The sequence below is a fragment of the Flaviaestuariibacter flavus genome (assembly GCF_004337505.1).
Lineage (GTDB): Bacteria > Bacteroidota > Bacteroidia > Chitinophagales > Chitinophagaceae > Flavisolibacter > Flavisolibacter flavus.
This window is the reverse complement of sequence record NZ_SJZI01000001.1, coordinates 123,539-144,250: the sequence shown is the minus strand read 5'-3', so window position 1 is coordinate 144,250 and position 20,712 is coordinate 123,539. Positions and strand designations below refer to the sequence as shown.

Here is a 20,712-nt window from a genome sequence, read left to right as displayed (position 1 = left end):
TCATTGTCCGCCGATTTTGGAGTTAGCGGCTTCTACTTCGGTCACCTGTTGCAGCTTGCGCGTTGCCTCGGCCTTCAGCTCGGGGTTCGTGCTGTTGTCGGCTACGCTCTGGAAGGTTGCCTTGGCATTGAAGTAATCTTTCTGACGGAAATACAGGTCGCCAAGCAGGAGGTAGGATTTCGTCACCCACAGCTCGTAGGAGCCCGACTTGTTGATCACTTCGAAGGCGGCCTTCTCGGCATCCTTATCGCGGTTGAGCGCGAGGTAGGATGCGGCGATCTCGTAGCGCGCTTCGGCGGCAAGTGCGGCTTTATTTACAGCGATGACGTTGCGGAAGGCGGTGATGGCGGCATCCCACTGGCCGGCAAGCTGGCCGGAGCGGCCAAGCACCATATTGGCAAGTGCCTTATCGTCGGTGCTGCTGCCTTTGAGGGCCACCAGGTCGCGAGCATTGGCGGTAGCATCAGCCCACTTCTGCTGCAGGTACTGGCTGCGCAGGAGGCCGCGCATCGCTTCGAGGCGGGTTTCCTGGCTGCCGGTAAGTCCTTTCAGCTGCTGGTAATATTTCTCGGCCTGCGCATAGTCTTTACGGGAGAAGAAATAGATGCGGGCGGCCTGTAGCACCGCGCCTTCGGCAAAGCGGTTGGGCGCGCGTTCGGCCACCACCTCGTAGTGCGGCAGCGCCGCCGCGGAGTCGCGTTTATTGATGTAGATACCTGCCAGGTTGTGATGCGCATCGAGGGAGTAAGCTCCGGTGCCGAAGCGCTGCAGGTAGCCCTCGAGCTGTGTTTGCGCCGCGGCGGTGTTGCCGTTCTCCAGTTGCAGCTGCGCGGCCGAATAGGTCAGCGAATCTTCCGCATTCACCGACAGCGGCTTACCGGCGCGGCGTGCCGCATCCACGTACGCGTTCGGCTGACCTTGCTCCACGTAAATGGTCCGCAGGTTTTCCAGCGCATCGTCGGCTTCCTCCGAAGCTTTGTATTGCGTGATGATGGTGTTGAACTGCGCGATGGCCTCGTTGTACTGCTTCTGGTTGAAGTAGGCGATGCCCAGCTTCAGGTACACCTGCGGCTTCGAGGTTGCGTTGCCGCTTGCCTTCGTAAGTGTTACGAGGTAGGGCACCGCCTCGCGGTAGCGTTCGTCGGCGAGATACGTGTTGGCGATCTCCATGTTGGCGTCGTCAACCAGCGAGGAGGAAGGAAACTTGCGAATCAGGTTATTGAGCAGGCTGATCTTCTCGTTCGAGTTGGTGATGCCGGTGATCAGCGCTTTTTGATAAGTAGCATAGTCTTCCGCAGGCCATGAGAAGCGGATCACGTTGTCGTACATCGTGCGGGCCTGCGCAAACAGCTTTTGCATGAAATAGGTGTCGGCGGCACGCAGGTAGGCATCCTGCGTCAAAGCATCGGACCCGAGCGACACATTTCGGGCGAGGGGCTCGAAGAAGGATTGCGCCACCTTGTAATTTTCCTTGCGCAGGTAGCTGTAGCCCAGGTTGTATTTTACGTTGCGTTCATTGGCATCGCCCCCGGCGGGTGCGCCTGCATTGAGATACGCGGTGTAATAGCGGATAGCATCATCAATCCGGTTGCCGCGGTAGGCGATCTCTCCTTTCCAGAAATTGACAAAAGGCAGTACCGGGGCATTGTCCGGCGCCCGCAACGCGCGGTCGAGCAGGGCGTCGGCTTCACCCAGCAGCCCGTCGTTGATCAGCTCGGTGGCACGCCCGTAGAGGATGCGGGGTAACAGGCGGCGCGCGCCGGGCGAAGGATTTTTCAGCCCTTCCAGCAGCGTGAGTGCATCGCGGTAGTTGTTGGTGTTGGCGAGTGCAGCCACCAGCAATTCCGTTGCCTCTGCATTATAGGGGGAAGCCGGATAATCATTTACAAATGAGCGCAGGCTGCGCAGGGCTTCATCCTGGTAGCCGAGCTCGTACGACAGCTTCGCATACTGGAAGCGTGCGATCTCGCGCTGCGACGCATTGGAGCTGTTGGATGCGCTGAACAGGAAAGCATTGCGGGCATTGCTTTTCTGGTTCGTTTTCAGGTAAGCGTCGCCGAGCAGGTACATGGCATGCTGGCTGAGCGAATCTTCCTTGCCGCTAAGCTGGCGGAAGCCTTCGATGGCCTTGTTGTAATCGGGCTGCTGGTAATAAGAATACGACAACTCATAGAGGTCTTCGCGACGTACCTTTTGTGAGCGGCGCACGTACTCTTCGAGGTAAGGCAGCGCCGCGGCGAACTGGCCTTTTTCAAAATAAGCGTGCCCGAGCAGCTGCTTCAGCTCAAGGTCGTATTGCTGCGCCTTGCCCTGCCGGATCTTCTCTTCGGCATAGCGGATCGCTTCTTCCTTGCGGCCCTGCACGTAATAGATCTGGGCTACGTAATAAGGTACAACGCGCTGGTACACCGGGTGGTCTTCCACTTCGCGGAAAGCGTTGAGGGCCTCACTGTAGTTGCGGTCGGCGAAGGAAATAAAGCCGTAGTAATAGGCCGCATCGAGGCGGTTCGGGTCGTCTTTGCGGGCACGTACCTCGGCGAAAAGCGGCCTGGCGGCGGCAAACTGCTTTTGGGTAAAGTAGGCATAGCCCTGGTGAAACTTCGCGGCTCCGAGCTCGGCGTCGGAGATGTTGGCGGTGCCGGCAGCTTCGTAGTGGGCCAGCGCCTCGGCGTATTGCCCCTGCCGGAACTCGTATTCGGCGAGCTGGAAGTTCATCTGCTGCACGCGGGCGTTGTTGCGCGTGACGTTGATGTATTGCTGGGCCTCCACCGCGGCGCGGGGCTCACCCAGCATCAGCATCGAAGCGATGGTGTAATATTCCACATCCTGCACATCGAGCGCACGGTTGATGCGATCGGTTTCGCGGATGGAGCGGCGCAGGTCGCGGAGCAGCGGCCAGGCAAGGTTGTATTGTCCTTTCTGGAAATACTCTTTGGCAAGACTGAAGGACGGGTCGGCCGTGTTGGTGGCCAGCGCCGACGCTTCCGGTGTACGCAGCGCATTGGGCTGCTGGGCCTGGCTGTGCAGCGCGGCTGCGAGAAAGAGCGGTGCGAACAGGAGTTGCTTCATAGACTGCTATTGCCGTTAGGGTGATAACGCCGGCGACCCGGAATTAGTATCGGTGAAGCATCACCGCCACCTACCGGTCGCTTTCAAAGGACGCAAAATAAGGGAACGGGAGTTACCAAAACTTTGTTAAGGGCCCTGCTTTTTTCCGGCAGCGATCCTTCGTATCATTGCCGCTCCAAAACACCTCTATGAAAAAACTATTCAGTACCCGCACCTCCGACTCGGCATTCACCATAGGCACCCTCCTGCTACGCCTCACCGGCGGCATCCTGATGATCCCGCATGGCTTCGACAAGCTGGCTCATTTTTCAGAAAAATCCGGCAAGTTCATGGACCCCTTCGGCACCGGCACTACCGTGGCCCTTGCGCTCGTTGTCTTTGCCGAGTTCTTCTGCTCTGCCTTCCTGATCATGGGTCTTTTCACCCGCCTTGCTTCCATCCCGCTGATCGTAACTATGCTCGTGGCGCTCTTCAAGGCACACGGCGGCCAGTTCTTCGGCGACGGGCAAACCGCGGCGCTTTTCCTCGGCATTTACCTGGCGGTGCTGCTGCTGGGCCCCGGCAAAGTGAGCCTGGACCGGTTTCTGGGCAAATGACCTCACCCCCGGCCCCTCTCCGGAGCAGAGAGGGGTGACTCCCGGCAATTTCTCTCACAGTCTCAAACAGTCTTCTGCTTAACCTGATACTAAAGAGCGGATGCCTTCGGCATCCGCTCTTTGCTTTTGAGCATCAATCAGAGTAATGGTTCAAACAGTAACGAATGCCCAACAGAGGCACCCCTCTCCGTCCCGGAGAGGGGCCGGGGGTGAGGTCAGACCCGGTGATAATCGGCTCTCCAGCTCTTTATCGCTTCCTTGATCTGCTTGTTGCCAAGCTGCTCCCGGAGCGCCCGCTCGGCAAGGGCCGGCAATTCTTCATCTGATGCAAAACGCAGTGCGATCACCTGGCCGACGCGCAACGAAGGGTCGAGCCGCTTGCCGGTGAGGATGAAATAACGCAAGCTTTCTTCGGCGCGGATGGCACGGTCCTGTGCTTTCAAAGCAAAGCTGCGGATGAAAACAAACAGCAGCAGGAGGATCACCGAAAGTAAAACGAATAACACCGCGGGATACTTATCGGCCGTCTCTTCCCGCACGAGGTACCGGATGGACCCGACAACGAAGATCACGATCAGGCCCAGGGTAACACCGTGGTAGCCGCTGCTCAGGCGGGAGTGGTTCTTGTAGTTTTGTTCAGCCATAATAAGAAGTCAATTGGTTAAGTAGCCAGGTCGTTAATCGGTTTAATGTTATTCGCAAAGCCTATCCAACTACGATACCAGTCACCAGAAATCTGACGTCTGGCATCTCGCATCAAACGTCTACTTAAGCTCGTTCAGCACCGCATACATCTTTTGCACGATGCTGCTTTCGCGGCCGTTGTAGTTGTTGACCAGGAATGAAAAAACGTATTCTTTCCCGTCTTTCGATTTGTGAAAGCCGCAAAAGCCTTTGACCGCGCTGATCGTGCCGCTTTTCATTTTCATGTCGTTGTAAACGGGGAAGCCGGTATAATAGCCACCGAACCACGACTGCTTCCGCGCATACTGCAGCACCTGCACCTGCGCATGCGTAGTGACGCGGGTTTCCGGTGAAAGGCCGGAGCCGTCGCGAAGGCGCAGCTCCACCGGGTCGATACCTTTTTCCTTCCAGAAGTCGCGGACCAGCTGGGCGCCCTTTACCGTCGATGCGCTTGTGCTTTGCTCCAGGGCAATGGTTTTCAGGAAAGCTTCACCATACAGGTTGATACTGCGGCGCAGGAACCAGTATACCAGGCTGTCGAGCGGCGGTGATTGCCCGCGGTAAAAAACGGTCATTTTCGCCGTATCGGCGGTTGGCGCCATCAGCGGCCCGCCTGATTGTTGGGCCGTATTCCGGAGTTGCAGGCGGAACTCCTGCGCGAACGTAGCCACGGGATTGGGCAATGAGCCTGAAACGGTGATCACTTTACCGGCGCCGATGCTGCCCCGCAGCGTTGGCCCCATCCCCCACGAAGCACCGCTTATCCCGATGGCGTGATAGAGATAGCTGTCGTCGCCGCTGCCTGCCGCGCCCGTGACAGCGGCAATGCGTACCGGCTGCACCGGGTCGGGCTTTGCTTCCAGCAGTCGTATGGAATCGCCGGCTTTGGTCCCCGGCTGCAGTTTCATATCGAACTGGTTCTCGTGCCAGGTAAGGCCGGTGCTGCCGGCTCCGTAGTATTGGCCGATGTCATTCCAGGTCCAGCCGTCGGGGATCGCTTCTTCGTTCCAGCCGGGAGCCACGATCGATAAGCCGGAATAAGTCCGGATGCCCTGGCTACGCACCGCCCGCGCCATCCGGGCCATCACCGAATCGGTACCGGTTTCTTTCCAGCGCCAGCTGCCAAGGCTCGGGTCGCCGGAGCCGATCACATAGAGGTTTCCGCGAAGCATTCCTTTTTCGATCTTCCCGTCGTATGCGAGCCGGGTGGTATACCGGAAGTCTTTTCCCAAAAGCTCATAGGCGCTGGCCGCCGTGACGACCTTCAGGGTGGAAGCCGTTGCCAGGCCGGTGTAAGCATTTTTCTCAAAAACCACGGTGCCGCCACCTGCTTCTTCCACGTAGAGCGAAGCCATCGCCGACCGCATCTGCGAATCACCTTCAAAGCGCTGCCAGGCGCGTGCCAGGCGCTCGGCAACGGGCTGGCCGGCCGCCGTCGAATAAGCCAGCGTGCCGATCAAAAAAACCGGAATAACGTTCAATCGCATGCGCCGAAGTTAGCCAAGCGCGAGGAATCCGCGAACGGTAGATCCAGGATCCTGAGATCCGCGATTGAAAGATTTCCCTCTCGTTATCTTGCGTCCATGAAACCCATCTCCGCTTCCATCATCACCATCGGCGACGAGCTCCTGATCGGGCAGACCATCGACACCAACAGCGCTTTCATCGGGCAGGAGCTGAACCGCGCGGGCATCTGGCTGAAGCGCCGCGTGGCGGTCGGCGACCTGCGCGACGAGATCCTGCAGGCGCTGGAGGCCGAGAGTCGTGAAAACGATATCCTCATCATCACCGGTGGACTGGGTCCTACCGCCGACGACATCACCAAGCCCGCCCTGCGTGATTACTTTGCTGCGGGCGTCCGCGTCGACGAAGACGCCTTGCAGAATGTGCACGATATCTTCTCGCGTTTCGGGCGGAAGCCCTCGGAAGTAAACCTGAAGCAGGCCGAGGTGCCCGACAACTGCACCGTGCTGCCCAACCGGCGCGGCACCGCGCCGGGGATGTGGTTTGAAAAAGATGGCGTCGTATATGTATCGCTGCCCGGCGTTCCGCACGAAATGAAAGGCCTTATCACCGATAGTGTGCTGCCCCGACTGAAAGAACGTTTTACGCTGCCCGGGATCAGCCACCGCACCGCGCTCACGGCAGGCAAGGGCGAGTCGGACCTGGCGGCGCATATCGCTGACTTTGAAGCAGCGCTGCCATCGTGGATCAAGCTGGCCTACCTCCCCTCCTACGGCCTCGTGCGCCTGCGGCTGACCGCCCGTGGCGACGATGCCACCGCAGTTGAAACGGAACTTGACCGGCAGTTTAACGAACTGAAGCACCAGGTGCGCGAATGGCTGGTTGCGGACGAAGATATTTCCCTCCCTGAGGCGCTGCACCGGGTGCTGAAGGCACGCGGCCGAACGGTGGGCACAGCGGAGAGTTGCACGGGAGGTTACCTGGCGCGCCTCCTCACCGAGCCGGCAGGCGCCTCGGCCATTTTCCTGGGCGGCGTGGTGGCCTATGCCAACGATATTAAGGAACACGTATTGGGCGTGCCGGCAGAAACGCTCCGCGCTCATGGCGCCGTAAGCGAAGAGACCGTACGGGCCATGGTAGCCGGCGCCCTGCAGGTGCTGGGCACCGACTATGCACTGGCCACCTCCGGCATCATGGGACCGACGGGCGGCACGCCCGAAAAACCGGTGGGCACGATCTGGGTGGCGGTCGGCAACCGCGAGCGTACAGATACCCTGCTGCTCAACTACCGCTTCGACCGCGCCCGTAATATGGAGCTCACTGCCAATGCGGCGCTCAACTTCCTGCGCCGGTTCATCCTCAATGATTTGTAATTTTTGATTTCAGATTTTCGATGTTCATACACAGGTTTGGCCCGTCCGGTAAACCCGAAAGCTGAAATCCCAAATCAGAAATCCAACTTCTGGGATTCTCTTTATTTTTGCGGCGATTGTTTGCAACACAAACCCCTTAAACACATTCACAACGATATGGCCACTGTTGACCTGGTAATGCCGAAGATGGGCGAAAGCATCATGGAGGCGACGATCCTTAAATGGCACAAAAAAGCCGGCGACGCCGTTAAGATGGACGAGACCGTGCTGGAGATCGCCACCGACAAGGTAGACTCCGAAGTGCCCTCCACCGCTGAAGGCACCATCGAGGAAGTACTGTTCAATGTCAACGACGTGGTGCCGATCGGCACTGTCATTGCCCGTATCCGCACCGGTGCTTCTGCCGCCACTTCGACTGCGGAACCCGCTTCCGCCCCAGCAGCGGCCGCTCCGGCACCCGCGCCGGAAGCACCGCGCAGTGCGGCTCCCCAACCCGCACCTTCGGTAAACGGCCAGGCGGCTACTGCCTCGGCAGGCAACGGCCGCTTCTACTCCCCCCTCGTGCTCAACATCGCCGCCCAGGAAGGTGTAGGCATGCAGGAACTCGAAGCGATCGCCGGCACCGGCAACGAAGGCCGTGTGACCAAAAAAGATATCCTCCAGTACGTTTCCGATAAGAAAGCCGGAAAGATTTCCGCCCCGGCCGCCCAGGCTGCGGCTCCTGCATCCGCGAGCGCCCCGAAGCAGGAGCTCGTGATCCCGATGAACCAGGTGGAAACAAGCGCTGCGCCCGCCCAATACCCCGGCAACGTGGAGATCATCGAGATGGACCGCATGCGCAAGCTCATCGCCGACCACATGGTGCGCAGCAAGCATACGAGCCCGCACGTCACCTCGTTTACCGAAGCCGACGTTACCAACCTCGTGCTGTGGCGCGAAAGGGCCAAGAAGGAATTCGAAAAGCGCGAAGGCACCAAGATCACCTTCACCCCGCTGTTCATCGAGGCCATCGTGCGCTGCATCAAGAAGTTCCCGCTGATCAACTCCTCGGTTGACGGCAACCGCATCATTGTCAAGAAGGACATCAACATCGGTATGGCTACCGCCCTTCCGAGCGGCAACCTGATCGTGCCCGTAATTAAGAATGCCGAGCAACTCAACCTCGTTGGCCTGGCCAAGCAGGTGAACGGCATGGCTGATGCCGCACGTAATAACAAGCTGAAGCCGGAAGATATTTCCGACGGCACCTTCACGCTCACCAATGTCGGCACCTTTGGCTCGCTGATGGGTACCCCCATCATCAACCAGCCGCAGGTGGCCATCCTGGCCGTCGGCGCCATCAAGAAGCGCCCGGTTGTGATCGAAACGCCGCACGGCGACTCCATCGCCATCCGCCATATGATGTACCTGTCGCTCTCTTACGATCACCGCATCGTGGATGGATCGCTTGGAGCAACCTTCCTCACGGCTGTGGCCAATGAGCTGGAAAACTTCGACCTGAACCGGGCGATCTAAGGATTAAAAGGAAAAGAAGGTTTTTCACCGCGAAGAGAATAAGAAAAGAAGTTGTTACGCTAAGGAATACATTTAAAAAGGTCCTGCCTGCGGCAGGACCTTTTCTATTATAACTTAGCGGATCGCTTATTTAACTTCTTTTCTTAGTGGTGAAAAACCTTTTTCAACTTCCACGCCTTCTTATTTCCCGTAACGCTCCCGTGCAAACGAAAGCTTTTTCCCCTTCCGGGTAATGATGAACAGGTTGTTATAGGCGGTGTCGGGCAGGTCCTGCAACAACTGCTGCCCCATGAACCGGTTCACGAGGTCGTCGACCGTATTGGAATGCCCCACGATGAGCGCGTTACCCTTGCCCCGCGCCAGCACACGCGCAACGAAGCTTGTGTCTTTAGGATCGTAGGTTTCGATACCGGCGCCGATCGCTTCTGCCGTCGGACGGGCCGTAGCTTTGGTGCGCTGGTAGTTGGTGCTGTATACGTATTGAATGTGGTTGCCCAGCAGGCGGCCGCGCAGGTCGCGGGCGCGTTGCTCGCCTGCTTCCGACAGGGGCACATCACTGCTCATGGAGGCGCCGGGAGCGGCCTTCTCGCCGTGACGCACAATATAATAACGGGTAGTCTGGCAGGAGGCAAGCAGCAGAGAGCAGACAGTGAGGTAGCGCCACATGGTTGAAAAATTTAACGGGTCAAAAATATTCCGGTACTCTATTTGTTTTTTTACCGTTCGTAAATTGGATGGAGCAAACATACGCCTATGAAGCAGCTATCTGAAACCTGGTTTGCCGAAGGCTATATCGACTTCGAGCTGAAGAAATACACCCTGCTGGCCTACCTGCAGGAAACAAACCGCTATTTCAACGAAAACCGCCTGTACCCGCAGCTGGCTGATGTTGTTTTTCATTACAACAACATCCTGGCGTTCCGCGAGAACAAGAAATACCTCCAGGAGCATTTCCCGAAAAAACTCACCGGTGTTCAGATTGAAAAATTGCAGCTGCTGTATGAACAGATGATCGCCGACGACGAGCTGATGACGGAACTCGAGGAGATCATCCATTATTCAGAAGCCAAACTGAAGACCACCATCGACAACGGGGCCGAGATCTACGATTTCGTGGAAGGCAACCTAAATATCGGGCCGGTGGGCCTCGTGCCGCTCGACATCCAGGAAGGCTACTTTTTCCTCAGCGCCGGCGATGCCCGCCAGATGCGCGTTTACCAGTACCGCCTTTCCATTTTTGAAAAGCACGACGAGAAATACCGCAGCATTAAGACCGCCTTCCTCGACGAGTGGCGCCGTAGCCCCTTTCAAACCTACGAACAGGTAAAATACGAGCTGATCCGCCGGCGTGCCGACTTGCCCAACCCCGCTGTTTACAGCATCGAAACGGGACTGCAGTTCCCCTACGAGGAGACGCTTCTGCCAATCGCGAAAAGGAGCCTGGTGAAGTACCTGAGTATAGCGGCGTGAGGACGTGAGTCGTCAATCGTGAATCGTGAATGCATTCTGGAAGCCGATTACTTCGTCGCTGTGCCCAGACCGACCGAATCAAGGATAGCAGGCGCCAGCCAAATCGGACATCAGACATCAGACATCGAAAAATTTCTTCTACATCTCCTGCATCGGGTTCTCCGCCATCGTCACCGTTTCTTTCTTCGGCCGCAGCAGGCGCCACATATGGAAGGCTACGGCAACCGAGATGAGGGCGAAGCCCAGGTAGAACCAGGGACTTACTTCGCGGTTTTCGCGGTAAAGCGCAAAGGCCAGCACGATGCCGTATACCGGCTCCAGGGTCAGCACCAGGTTCATGGTAAAAGCGCTTACTTTTTTCAGCGCGCGGATATACAAAAAGAAGGTACCGATGGTGCAGGCCCAGCTCAGGAGCGTCAGCCAGAGCCAGTCTTTGGCGACCGGAACGCTGTTGGGCTCCGGAAAGAAATGCTGGTATACGGGCAGCAGCAAGGTGAGCCCCGCAAAGCCCCCGGTGAGCTGGTAGAGCGTGATGGCTTCCGGCTCGAAACGATCGATGATCTTTTTGGTCGTGACCGAAACGAGAACCGTCAACACGGCCGAAACAAGCCCGATGATGATGCCGGTGGAGAATTGAAGGTGGGTATTGTAGATCAGGATAATGCCGGCGATGGCAAAAAGCCCCAGCCCGATCTCCCAGGGATCGAAACGGCGGCCGACGATGATCGGTTCGAGGAAAGAAGCCAGCAGCGCCGTTGTGGAAAGACAGGTAAGGGCGATCGTAACATTGCTGTACTTGATGCTTCCGTAAAAGCACACCCAGTGCAGGGCGAGGATAAACCCGATAAAGGCAATGAACAGCGCCGACTTCAGGGGCATCCTGCGAATCTTACCCAGCAGGGCATAGAGTATCCAAAGACTTACCACGGTGATCAGCAACCGGTACCACACCAGCCAGGTCTGGCTAAGGGTGATGGCGCGGCCAAGTACGCCGGTGAAACCCCAGAGAAAAACGGCAGCATGAAGTTGAAGGAGCGCCTTTCGCATGAATGGCGAATATCGGGTATCGAATGCCGAATATCGCCGTATGCGAATCCGGGTTTCCCAAAAAATTACCGGGAATTATTGTCTTACTTCCTGCACGGAACCCTCCCGCTGCCGCACTTTGCGGCGGTAAGAAGTAAAAAGGCTGTACCAGCGCAGCTTCAGCACACCCAGGATGCCTTCCTTGACGATGCCCTTGCTCATCTTCGACTCGCCGTAAGTGCGATCGGTAAAGAGAATCGGTACTTCCTTGATCTTGAAGCCGAGCTTCCAGGCCGCGAATTTCATCTCGATCTGGAAAGCGTAGCCCACAAAGTGGATCTCGTCGAAGTTGATAGCCTCCAGCACTTCGCGCTTGTAGCAGACGAAGCCGGCCGTGGGGTCGGCCACCGGCATCCAGAGGATCATCCGGGTATACACCGATGCTCCTTTTGAAAGCGCGATGCGATCCGTAGGCCAGTTGTGCACCCCGCCGCCGCGCACGTAGCGCGAGCCCACGGCTACGTCGGCGCCGCCGGTCTTGCAGGCTGCATACAGCTCCGGAAGCTTGGCCACGGGGTGTGAGAAATCGGCATCCATCTCGAAGATGAACTTGTAGTCGTGCTTCTGTGCCCATTTGAAACCGTGGATGTAGGCCGTACCGAGCCCGAGCTTTCCGCGACGCTCCTCCAGGAAGAGGGTGCCGGGGAACTCCCGCATCAGGCCGCGCACGATATCGGCGGTGCCGTCGGGCGAGCCGTCGTCGATGATGAGCACATGGAAACCGTCGTTAAGCCCCTGCACCGCGCGGATGATGGCTTCTACGTTTTCCTTTTCGTTGTAAGTTGGTATAATGACGATCTTCTCCACGAGCAGTAGTAACGTTGCTTAAGCCTTCTTTAGCATGATGCGGGTATAGATTTCGGTGAGCTTCTGCTTTGTATTCATCGGAAACTCACCCTTCATCATCCAGTCGTAATACTGGGGCTCGGCCTTCAGCACATCGGCAACCGTACGGCCCTTGTGCTTGCCGAAGTTGAAGCTCTCGATACCTTTTTCGTTATACACGAAACGGCGCGCGAAGTCGATGATCTGGTCTTCGCCGACGGCCTTGATGACCGTATCGAGCGAATTGCCCAGCTGCGGGTAACGTTCCACCTGCGCAAAGAGGATCTCGGCGGTTGCCGAAGCATCCACCTCCGCACCATGGGCGCCGTCGAGGGTTTTATCGCAATAGAATTTATAGGCGGCAGCGAGGTTGCGCTGCTCCATCTGGTGATAGATCTTCTGCACGTCCACCACCTTGCGGCTTTTCATATCAAAGTCCACGTCGGCGCGGATGAACTCCTCCACCAGCAGCGGCACGTCAAGGCGATAGGCATTGTAGCAGGCCAGGTCGCAGCCGTCGAGGTACTGCTTCAGCTCCTGGGCCACCTGCTTGAAAACAGGGGCGTCCTTTACCATCTCATTCGTGATGCCGTGAATGTCAACGATGGCGGGCGGAATTTCAATGCCGGGGTTAAGCAGCTTGCGCTTAACCGAGCGGGTGCCGTCGGGAAGCAGTTTCACGATGGCGATCTCCACGATGCGGTCGGTGGCCACGTTGTTTCCGGTTGCCTCGATATCAATGACCGCAAGGGGCTTTTTCAGTTGTAGCATGAACGTGTGTCTGTGGTTCTTAAGAGGGCCTAAAGATAGCGTATTGAGCGCGCTCAAATGTTAAAGATTACCGGTGATCCGCGCCACGAGCGGCTGCAGCTCGAGCCCGTCGTAGTTGCCTGAGCTCATCAAAACCAGTACGGCGTTTTCGTACGAAGCTTTTTCCAGCCAGGCTTCTAATGCCGCGCGGTCGTTGATCACCGCGATGCGCTCGTTGGCAAAGCCGGCACGCACGGCATCGGCGGGCAGGTCGGGCAGGCGCTTGATCTCGAGGGCATGCTTCGCATAGAACACCACCCCTTCGTCGGCGGCATCGAGCGCCCCGGCATATTCGCCCATGAATTCGGCGTTGAGGCTGCTGTAAGTATGGAGCTCCAGCACGGCTAGCAGGCGGCGGTCCGGAAACTGCTGCCGCACGGCTTCGATGGTGGCCTTCACCTTCGAAGGCGCATGGGCGAAGTCGCGGTAGATAATGGTCTGCTCGTTCTTACCCAGCAGCTCCAGGCGGCGGGCCGCCCCGGTGAAGGTGGCGATGGCCTTTACGAAGGTCTCCGCATCGAGGCCCAGCTCGCGGCATACCAGCCAGGCAGCATGGGCATTGAGCAGGTTATGGTTGCCGAACACGTTGATGGCGCTGGTAGCGCCGTCGATCGTCAGGGTCGTCTGGCCCCGGTCGATGCGGTGCTGCGGCACGCCGTAGGGTGCGTAGCGGATATCGGGGCGGCGGGTTTCCTCCACCAGCTGCGCCAGCGTTTCGTCGGTTTCATTGTATATAAGAATACCGTCTTTTTCAATCATCCCGATGAAAATCCGGAATTGCTCCAGGTAATTGTCAAAGGTGGGAAACACATTGATGTGGTCCCAGGCGATGCCGGTAAGGATGGCGATATGGGGAAAGAGGAAATGAAACTTGGGGCGCCGCTCGATGGCCGAGGCGGAGTATTCGTCGGCCTCGCACACGATCACCGGCGCGTCGGTGATGTTCACCGACTGGTCGAAGCCGGCCAGGCGGGCGCCGACGAGGTAGTCGAAATCGCGGCCGGCGGCACGCAACACGTGCATGATCATCGCCGTTGTAGTGGTCTTGCCGTGCGAGCCGCCCACCGCCACACGCTTCTTGTCGCGGCTTTCCTGGTAGATGTATTCGGGAAAGGAATAGATCGGGAGCCTGAGCTCCTTTGCGCGGATGAGCTCGGGATTGTCTTCGCGGGCATGCATCCCGAGGATGACGGCGTCGAGCCCGGGGTGCACTTTTTCGGGCACCCAGCCGGTTTCGGCGGGCAGGATGCCTTCGGCGCGCAGGTTGGAAAGGGCCGGCTCAAAGATCTCGTCGTCGGACCCGGTAATTTGGTATCCTTTTCGCTTCAGTGCTATGGCGAGCTGGTGCATCACCGAGCCGCCTATGGAAATAAAGTGGATATTCATTGCTATTTTTGCAAAAGTATCCGGCAATATTAATCCGTTTACGGTCAAACCCCTTGTCATGAAAAACAAAATCACATCCCTGGTCCTGCTTGGCGCACTGGCGCTCACCATGAGCTCCTGCTTTACCTCGCGCAGCAAGTACGGATGCCCTGCCACCGCATTCAAGCAATCGCAGAGCTCGAAAATCTAAGGCCCATGCAGTGGAAACATCTTACCTCGGAAGAAGAACTTACCGGGCTTGTTGAGCGCTCCAGGGAGCTGCCCCAGGTTATTTTCAAGCACAGCACGCGCTGCTCCATTTCCAATGTGGCTTTTCAGCGGGTAAACAAGGGCGCCGCCCCGGCGGGCTCGGAGTTTTACCTCCTCGATGTGCTTACCCATCGTCCCCTGTCCCTTAAGGTTGCGGAGCACTTTGGTGTCAACCACGAATCGCCGCAGGTGCTTGTGATCAAGAATGGTGAATGTGTGTACGACGACAGCCACCTGGGCATCTCGATGCAGGATATTACAGACCAGGTGTCCATGGCATAACCGGGAGCCGCCACGGTGCGCGGAATAAAAGATAGTTAACAAGGGATGCCGGTGGCATCCCTTGTTCGTTTGGTGCAAAGCCAGTTCAGGGTCAGATCGCCTTGCTGAAGCGCCCGGTGCCGTTGCCGGAAGCCGCGCCCCGCAGGAGGTGCAGGTCGAAGGCGGCGCAAACATTGCGGAGAAACTGGTAGCCAGGGCCGGTCAGCTGCAGCCCCTGCTCGTTCCAGAGAAGCAGCCCGTCTTCCGAAAGAGGTTGCAGCAGCGGGAAGCTATACTGCCGCAACAGCGCCGCATCATCGGAACGAAAGCGCGCCGCGCCACGGCAGGCGATATCGAGGATGTATTTCCGGAACACCCGGTCTTCCTCATTGAGAAAATATCCTTTTTTCACACTCAGCACTCCCTTGTTGATGTCGGCGTAATAATCGTGGAGCGTCTTCGCGTTCTGGGCATAGGCACCGCCGGCATCGGAGATGCTGGATACACCGAGACCAAGCAGCAGGCCGGTATCCTGGGTAGTGTAGCCCATAAAATTGCGGTGCAGGCGCCCTTCGGCGCGGGCACGGGCGAGCTCGTCGCCGGGCAGGGCAAAATGGTCCATGCCGATGTCTTCGTAGCCGGCGGCTATAAGCAGCTCCTTTCCTTTAAGGTAGAGCAGGATCTTCTCTTCGGGTGAGGGCAGGTGGCTTTCGTCAAAGAGACGCTGGGAGCGGCTCGTCCAGGGCACGTGCGCATAGCTGTAGAAGGCAATGCGGTCGGGCCGCAGTTTGATCACGGCACCAATGGTGTTTTCGATGCTTTCAAGTGTCTGCAGCGGCAGGCCGTAAATCAGGTCGAAGTTGACCGACGTGAAGCCCGCATCGCGCGCCGCCTCCGTGGCTTCCTGCACCCGCTCAAAGGGCTGGACGCGGTTGATGACGCGCTGCACTTCCGGATCGAGGTCCTGGACCCCGTAAGAGATGCGGCGGAAGCCGGCCTCGAAAAGCACCTTCAGGTGAGCCGGCGTAGTGTTATTGGGATGCCCCTCGATGCTGAAGGCATGCTGGGGATGCACGATGCTGTCGCGAAGAATGCTGTCAAGCAGCCGCTGCAGGTTGCGCGGCGAAAAAAACGTGGGCGTACCCCCACCGAGGTGCAGCTCGCGGATGACCGGTGTTTGTTGCATCAGCTTGCGGTAAAGCTTCCACTCTTTTGCGATCGCCAGGAGGTACTCCTCCTCCACCGAATGGTTGGTGGTGATCTTTTTATTGCAGCCGCAGTAGGTACACAGCGACTCACAAAACGGAAGGTGGATATAAAGCGAGATACCCTGCGTATGGTTCTCCTGGTGAAAGGTTTCGCGGAATACGTCCTTCCAGGCATCGACATTGATGCCTTCCTGCCAGTACGGCACGGTTGGATAGCTGGTATAGCGCGGCACGGGCTGATTGTATTTACGCACCAACAAGGGACTCACGGCTTCCGGTTTCATAACACAAAACTACCCGGACGTGGTCGCGGGGAAAATGACCCGTGTTAGGTGGGAGAACGAGTGTAATCAGGCACAGCGGACAGGCGCAGCCTGTCATTGCGAGCGCAGCGAAGCAAACTCCCCGACCTGAAGACTGACCTTACCTGGAAAAGCTTCAATGCGCAACTTCTCGGCCTGCGAACACCCTGCGTAAAGCCGGAGTTTGGTTCGCTGCGCTCGCAATGACGCCAAAGGCGTCGCGCAAGCGACGCCTTTGGATTTCACCGGGCCTTCCCGACAGTTCAATACAATAGGTTCTTCAGCTTCTCCAGGTTAATAATAGAGATCTTACCGCTTTTGATGTCGATCAGCTTTTCGCTCTTGAAGTCGCTGAGCGTGCGGATGAGCGACTCGGTGGCGGTGCCGATATATTGGGCAATATCGTCGCGGGAGAACTCGATGACCGAATCGGGGCGCTGGCTGTAAAACTTCGCGTGGATGTCCACCAGGGCCTTGGCCACCCGCTTCCGGAGCGAGCTGTAGGCCAGGTTGAGCAGGCGCTCCTCCTTTTCCTTTACGTTCTGCGTCATAATCTGAATGAACTTGGCGGCAATGCTGATATCGCTGTGGATAAGCTGCAGGAACTCATCGCGCGGTATCTGCATCAGTTCGCCGTCTTCCAGCACCGTGGCAGTATCATCATAATTCGCATCCTCGATCAGGGCTTTATAGCCGATGAAATCGCCCGCGCTGAAAAGGTCGGTGATGTATTCCTTGCCATCCTCGTGCACCTTGAAAGCCTTCACCTTGCCGCTTACGAGGTAATAGAGGAAGCGCGGCCGCTTGCCTTCGGCATACACGGTCTGTTTGCGGGCAAAGTGCTCCACGTCGTATTGACCACTGAGCTGCTGGAGCATGCCCGAATCTTTCACATCCTTTACGAACTGCGAAAGACCCTGCGCGGAAGGTGCGTAGTTGTGGCTGAGCACGTCGCTCTTTTTGAGCCGCACCTCGATGGCGTTGAGCAGCTCGATATCTTCAAAAGGCTTGGTCACATAGTCATCGGCCCCCATTTCCATCCCCTTCCTGAAGTCGCTGCGCTCGGTTTTGGCGGTCAGGAAAATAAAGGGGATCCGCTCGGTGTCGGGGTTTTTCCGGAGCAGGTGCAGCACCCCGTAGCCATCAAGCTCCGGCATCATAATATCGCATACGATGAGGTCGGGCTTTTCGCGGTTGGCCACTTCCACGCCCCGCTTGCCGTTTTCGGCGGTAAGGGTGGTGTAGCCCGCCAGGTCGAGGATCTCGGCGGTGTTTTCCCGCAGGTCGTTGTTGTCGTCAATAACAAGAATCGTCTTTCCCATATAAATAAAGCGTCTGTTGAGTATTAATTCTGTTCGTTAACCAGCACCGGTGCCGGGTTCCGGAACTTTTAAAACCGGTTGCCATTTTCGGCCCCTTCTTCCTTGAGGCGTACCGGGAACCGGACAACTACGGTCGTCCCCTCTCCCAGTCTGCTCCGGAGGCTGATGGTGCCCCCCATCAGGTCAGTATAGCGTTTCACAATGTGCAGGCCAAGGCCCGTACCCTGGATGTTGATCGCGTTTTTACCGCGGAAAAAGGTCGAGAAAAGGTGCTGCTGATCTTCCTCGGCAATACCAATGCCCTTATCGATGACGGTGATCTCGGCTGTTTCGCCGTTCACATGGCTTTCCACCAGCACTTCGCCCTCGGGGTCGGAGAACTTCAACGCGTTGCTCACCAGGTTGATGAGGATATTGCGAAGCAGCTTTTTATCGTTGAAAACGCGCTCGGCGCCCTGGTGGGCGAAGCGGATCTCCTGGCCGTCCTTCACCAGGCCGCGCACGTCGTCGATGGTATCGTTCACCGTTTCCGGGAGGTTGAAGGGAACCGGCTGCGCGCCGATCCTTCCCTCGTCGAGCTTACCCAGCGAGAGGAAGTCCTCGAGCAGGTCGTTGAGGTGCTTCACCGAGTCGCGGATGCGGTTGATGTGCTTGTCGCGGTTGGGCTGCTGCTCCGATGTGGTATACTTGGCAAGCAGCGATGCCGAAGAAAGCACGGCGCTGAGCGGCGTCCGGAACTCGTGCGACGCCATCGACACAAAGCGGCTCTTGATCTCGTTGAGCTGCCGCTCCTTGTCAAGCGCCTCGCTCAGCTCGGCCTGCGATTGCTCGAGCCGTTGCAGGGCTTCCTTCAGGATAAGGGTCCGCTCCTCCACTTTGGCTTCCAGTTCTGAATTGAGCTTGCGCACGTCGCTGGTGACCTTCTCGAGCTGCTGCTGCTGATCCAGCATGCTTTGCTCGATCTCCTTGCGGTGGGTAATATCCACGATAAAGGCGATCACGTATTGGTTGTCCTGCTGCTTGTACGAAGAAAGACTCACCTCCACCGGGAAGTTGGAACCGTCGCGGCGCTGCCCGTTGAGGTCGCGGCCGGACCCCATGCGGCGGTTGCTGGGGTTGTGGTAAAAATGGTCGCGCAGCTGCACGTGGCCGGCGCGGTATTTCTTGGGCAGCAGGGTTTCTACAGGCTTGCCGATCAGCTCTTCTTCATCATACCCGAACATGCGCGTAGCCGCCGGGTTTATCAATATGATCTCCGCATGGCTATTGGTAAGGATGATACCCTCAGTGGCATTTTCGAACAGGGAGGTCATGTGCGACTTGTCGAATTGCATGGCGGAGATGAGGCTCTTGATATATAGTACGATGAGCGTGGTGAACACGATCATAAGTGCGGTAAAGCCGTACTGCGTCCAACTGTCGCCCTGCTGCTTGCTGATGGAATAGAACATGAAGCCCAGCACAACAATGACGCTTACCACGCCGGCAATAATGGTGGAGCTGCGCGTGCTTACAAAAACCGACAGGAAGATCACCACCAGCAAACCGCTGAGACTGATGGAATAGCCCGGCATCCACCAGTTGAGGGCGATGGTGAGGAAGAAAGCGATCGCGGCAAGCCAGGAAGCCTGCCGGTGGGAAAGCTGCGGCATTTTCACGGAGCGGGGTTTTGCACAAACTTAAAGCCCTTCCTCAAAGCGCACGCAGTTCTTTTTCCATTTCCGCCACCCGGTGAAACAGCACATTATTCTCGAGATGCATGTGTTGCACCAGGTCTTCATCAAACTCGCGAAGGCAGTGATAGATCACCTGGTGGTTGGTGCAAGCGGCTTCGGCAAAGGTATAGTGGCCGGTGAGCGACCGAAGATTCAGTAAGGCTGCTTCGATCCGCCGGTGCTCTTCCGGCACGGTGTCGAGCGAGCGGCCCAGGGTGCGCACGAACAGTTTGCCGTACGATTCCTTACTCTCATAAGCACTGAAAAGCTGCCGCAGGTAAGGAAAAACGCGCTCTTCTTCGTCACGCATGTGCTCCAGCAGCTGAACCATCAGGAGGTTGAATGCATCCTGGACTTCGGCGAGGTAGGGATATTTTTTAAGATGACCCGGCACGAAGCTTTCGAGCTGCTGTTGCAGCCGGAGGCCGGCATTTCGGGCAAAACTGTGGTGCACATGCTGGATATAATCAACCAGGAACGGAAGGGGCCAGTTGATAGAGTCGATGGAAGCCGGGAGGCTGCGCCCGCGGCGGGCGTCGCGCAGCTCGGCTTCGATGAGTTCCTGGTCGAAGCCGGGGATCCGGCATACCTCCGCGAGCGGCGCATGACCGCCACAGCAGTAATTGATCCCCCACTTCTTAAAAACGTCGGCGGCGCGGTAATCGTCGCGCACCAGCTCGGAGACGGATTTTGTCGGCATACAGAACTAGTTGCTGGTAAGGAGCGCTATCCCGGTCCGGTCGGTGCCCAGGCTGCGGAGCAATACTTCCGGACCGTCGTTGAGAAAGCTGCTCATAAGTGTTTTGGTGAGCATATCGCGGAGACAGTTCTGCATCTCGCGCACGTGCGGGTGCAGCGGGCAGGGATTGGCGGGGTTACAGGCCTTCTGCTGCAATACGCAGGCATGAAAGTTCTCAAGGCCGTCGGTGGCAGCCAGCAGGTCGATGAGCGGACGATTCAGCGAGGAAGCAGGCACCCGGAAGCCGCCACGGGGGCCTTTGAGAGAAGCCAGGAAGCCCTCCTTAACCAGTCCCTTCAGGATCTTGGCCAGGAAGAATTTGGGCACTTCCAGCTCCCGGGCAATGTCTTCTACCTGCACCGGGCGGCCCTCCTGTTGGGAGGCGGCGATATAAAGGATGCCCCGCAGGGCATATCCGAATGATTTTGAAAACAGCATATGAAGCAACAAAGCTACCCGGCCCTTCCGGCGCGAAACATGACCTGTGTCATACGTTGAACTGAAAAAAAGCAGCTTTCTCAGCTGTTGACACCTATCAACCGGGCGTTTGACAAGCCTCACCCACCCGCCTGCCGCCCCCGGCTAGCTTTGACCCGATCGCTTTTGCAGGACACACCCGAACGATGCCGCGCGCTAAA

19 protein-coding genes are annotated in these 20,712 nt (G+C 57.5%); 6 read left to right on the top strand and 13 right to left on the bottom strand.

Going from position 1 to position 20,712, the window contains the following annotated elements:
• Nucleotides 1–3,069 (bottom strand): tetratricopeptide repeat protein, encoded by a 3,069-nt coding sequence (locus tag EPD60_RS00550; RefSeq protein ID WP_131445655.1) that lies wholly within the window; start codon nucleotides 3,067–3,069, stop codon nucleotides 1–3.
• Between the two features lie 188 nt (nucleotides 3,070–3,257).
• On the opposite strand from EPD60_RS00550, the gene EPD60_RS00545 reads away from it, so the two are divergent.
• The gene (locus tag EPD60_RS00545) at nucleotides 3,258–3,665 is read left to right on the top strand and encodes a DoxX family protein (protein WP_131445652.1); all 408 of its coding nucleotides are present in this window, start codon (nucleotides 3,258–3,260) and stop codon (nucleotides 3,663–3,665) included.
• A gap of 215 nt (nucleotides 3,666–3,880) precedes the next feature.
• Here EPD60_RS00545 and EPD60_RS00540 read toward each other — a convergent pair whose 3' ends face one another.
• Together EPD60_RS00540 and dacB are read right to left on the bottom strand one after the other, a co-directional pair.
• The gene (locus EPD60_RS00540) at nucleotides 3,881–4,309 is read right to left on the bottom strand and encodes a DUF6526 family protein (RefSeq protein WP_131445649.1); all 429 of its coding nucleotides are present in this window, start codon (nucleotides 4,307–4,309) and stop codon (nucleotides 3,881–3,883) included.
• Between the two features lie 120 nt (nucleotides 4,310–4,429).
• The gene (gene dacB / locus EPD60_RS00535; protein WP_131445646.1) at nucleotides 4,430–5,836 is read right to left on the bottom strand and encodes a D-alanyl-D-alanine carboxypeptidase/D-alanyl-D-alanine endopeptidase; all 1,407 of its coding nucleotides are present in this window, start codon (nucleotides 5,834–5,836) and stop codon (nucleotides 4,430–4,432) included.
• A 96-nt stretch (nucleotides 5,837–5,932) separates the two neighbouring features.
• Between dacB and EPD60_RS00530 the strand changes: the two genes are divergently transcribed.
• The gene (locus tag EPD60_RS00530; RefSeq protein ID WP_131445643.1) at nucleotides 5,933–7,186 is read left to right on the top strand and encodes a CinA family nicotinamide mononucleotide deamidase-related protein; all 1,254 of its coding nucleotides are present in this window, start codon (nucleotides 5,933–5,935) and stop codon (nucleotides 7,184–7,186) included.
• A 156-nt stretch (nucleotides 7,187–7,342) separates the two neighbouring features.
• Nucleotides 7,343–8,701 (top strand): dihydrolipoamide acetyltransferase family protein, encoded by a 1,359-nt coding sequence (locus tag EPD60_RS00525; protein WP_131445640.1) that lies wholly within the window; start codon nucleotides 7,343–7,345, stop codon nucleotides 8,699–8,701.
• 180 nt (nucleotides 8,702–8,881) lie between these two features.
• Here the strand turns inward: EPD60_RS00525 and EPD60_RS00520 are convergent, their stop codons facing one another.
• The gene (locus EPD60_RS00520) at nucleotides 8,882–9,367 is read right to left on the bottom strand and encodes a SixA phosphatase family protein (RefSeq protein WP_165871351.1); all 486 of its coding nucleotides are present in this window, start codon (nucleotides 9,365–9,367) and stop codon (nucleotides 8,882–8,884) included.
• Nucleotides 9,368–9,454: 87 nt separating this feature from the next.
• On the opposite strand from EPD60_RS00520, the gene EPD60_RS00515 reads away from it, so the two are divergent.
• Nucleotides 9,455–10,171 carry a hypothetical protein gene (locus tag EPD60_RS00515; protein WP_131445634.1) on the top strand — a complete coding sequence of 239 codons (717 nt, stop codon included), beginning with the start codon at nucleotides 9,455–9,457 and terminating at the stop codon, nucleotides 10,169–10,171.
• A 138-nt stretch (nucleotides 10,172–10,309) separates the two neighbouring features.
• Here the strand turns inward: EPD60_RS00515 and EPD60_RS00510 are convergent, their stop codons facing one another.
• The 4 genes from EPD60_RS00510 to EPD60_RS00495 form a co-directional block, all read right to left on the bottom strand.
• On the bottom strand, nucleotides 10,310–11,218 hold the full coding sequence (locus tag EPD60_RS00510; RefSeq protein ID WP_131445631.1) for a DMT family transporter: 909 nt from the start codon (nucleotides 11,216–11,218) through the stop codon (nucleotides 10,310–10,312).
• Between the two features lie 75 nt (nucleotides 11,219–11,293).
• On the bottom strand, nucleotides 11,294–12,064 hold the full coding sequence (locus EPD60_RS00505) for a polyprenol monophosphomannose synthase (protein WP_131445628.1): 771 nt from the start codon (nucleotides 12,062–12,064) through the stop codon (nucleotides 11,294–11,296).
• An 18-nt stretch (nucleotides 12,065–12,082) separates the two neighbouring features.
• The gene (locus EPD60_RS00500) at nucleotides 12,083–12,853 is read right to left on the bottom strand and encodes a 3'-5' exonuclease (RefSeq protein WP_131445625.1); all 771 of its coding nucleotides are present in this window, start codon (nucleotides 12,851–12,853) and stop codon (nucleotides 12,083–12,085) included.
• Between the two features lie 60 nt (nucleotides 12,854–12,913).
• Nucleotides 12,914–14,278 carry a UDP-N-acetylmuramate--L-alanine ligase gene (locus EPD60_RS00495; RefSeq protein WP_131445622.1) on the bottom strand — a complete coding sequence of 455 codons (1,365 nt, stop codon included), beginning with the start codon at nucleotides 14,276–14,278 and terminating at the stop codon, nucleotides 12,914–12,916.
• 58 nt (nucleotides 14,279–14,336) lie between these two features.
• On the opposite strand from EPD60_RS00495, the gene EPD60_RS17285 reads away from it, so the two are divergent.
• A complete protein-coding gene (locus tag EPD60_RS17285) occupies nucleotides 14,337–14,468 on the top strand; it encodes a hypothetical protein (protein ID WP_262708823.1) in 132 nt (43 codons plus the stop codon).
• Nucleotides 14,469–14,473: 5 nt separating this feature from the next.
• Nucleotides 14,474–14,809: a bacillithiol system redox-active protein YtxJ gene (gene ytxJ, locus EPD60_RS00490; RefSeq protein ID WP_131445619.1), complete on the top strand. Its 336-nt coding sequence runs from the start codon at nucleotides 14,474–14,476 to the stop codon at nucleotides 14,807–14,809.
• Nucleotides 14,810–14,900: 91 nt separating this feature from the next.
• Here ytxJ and hemN read toward each other — a convergent pair whose 3' ends face one another.
• The 5 genes from hemN to EPD60_RS00465 all read right to left on the bottom strand — a co-directional run bounded on the left by hemN (nucleotide 14,901) and on the right by EPD60_RS00465 (nucleotide 20,512).
• Nucleotides 14,901–16,280 carry an oxygen-independent coproporphyrinogen III oxidase gene (hemN, locus tag EPD60_RS00485; protein ID WP_131445616.1) on the bottom strand — a complete coding sequence of 460 codons (1,380 nt, stop codon included), beginning with the start codon at nucleotides 16,278–16,280 and terminating at the stop codon, nucleotides 14,901–14,903.
• A gap of 281 nt (nucleotides 16,281–16,561) precedes the next feature.
• On the bottom strand, nucleotides 16,562–17,620 hold the full coding sequence (locus EPD60_RS00480) for a response regulator (protein WP_131445613.1): 1,059 nt from the start codon (nucleotides 17,618–17,620) through the stop codon (nucleotides 16,562–16,564).
• A gap of 68 nt (nucleotides 17,621–17,688) precedes the next feature.
• On the bottom strand, nucleotides 17,689–19,272 hold the full coding sequence (locus tag EPD60_RS00475; RefSeq protein WP_243647733.1) for an ATP-binding protein: 1,584 nt from the start codon (nucleotides 19,270–19,272) through the stop codon (nucleotides 17,689–17,691).
• 40 nt (nucleotides 19,273–19,312) lie between these two features.
• On the bottom strand, nucleotides 19,313–20,035 hold the full coding sequence (locus tag EPD60_RS00470; protein WP_131445610.1) for a DUF542 domain-containing protein: 723 nt from the start codon (nucleotides 20,033–20,035) through the stop codon (nucleotides 19,313–19,315).
• Nucleotides 20,036–20,041: 6 nt separating this feature from the next.
• Nucleotides 20,042–20,512 carry an RrF2 family transcriptional regulator gene (locus EPD60_RS00465; RefSeq protein WP_131445607.1) on the bottom strand — a complete coding sequence of 157 codons (471 nt, stop codon included), beginning with the start codon at nucleotides 20,510–20,512 and terminating at the stop codon, nucleotides 20,042–20,044.
• Between the last annotated feature and the right edge of the window lie 200 nt (nucleotides 20,513–20,712).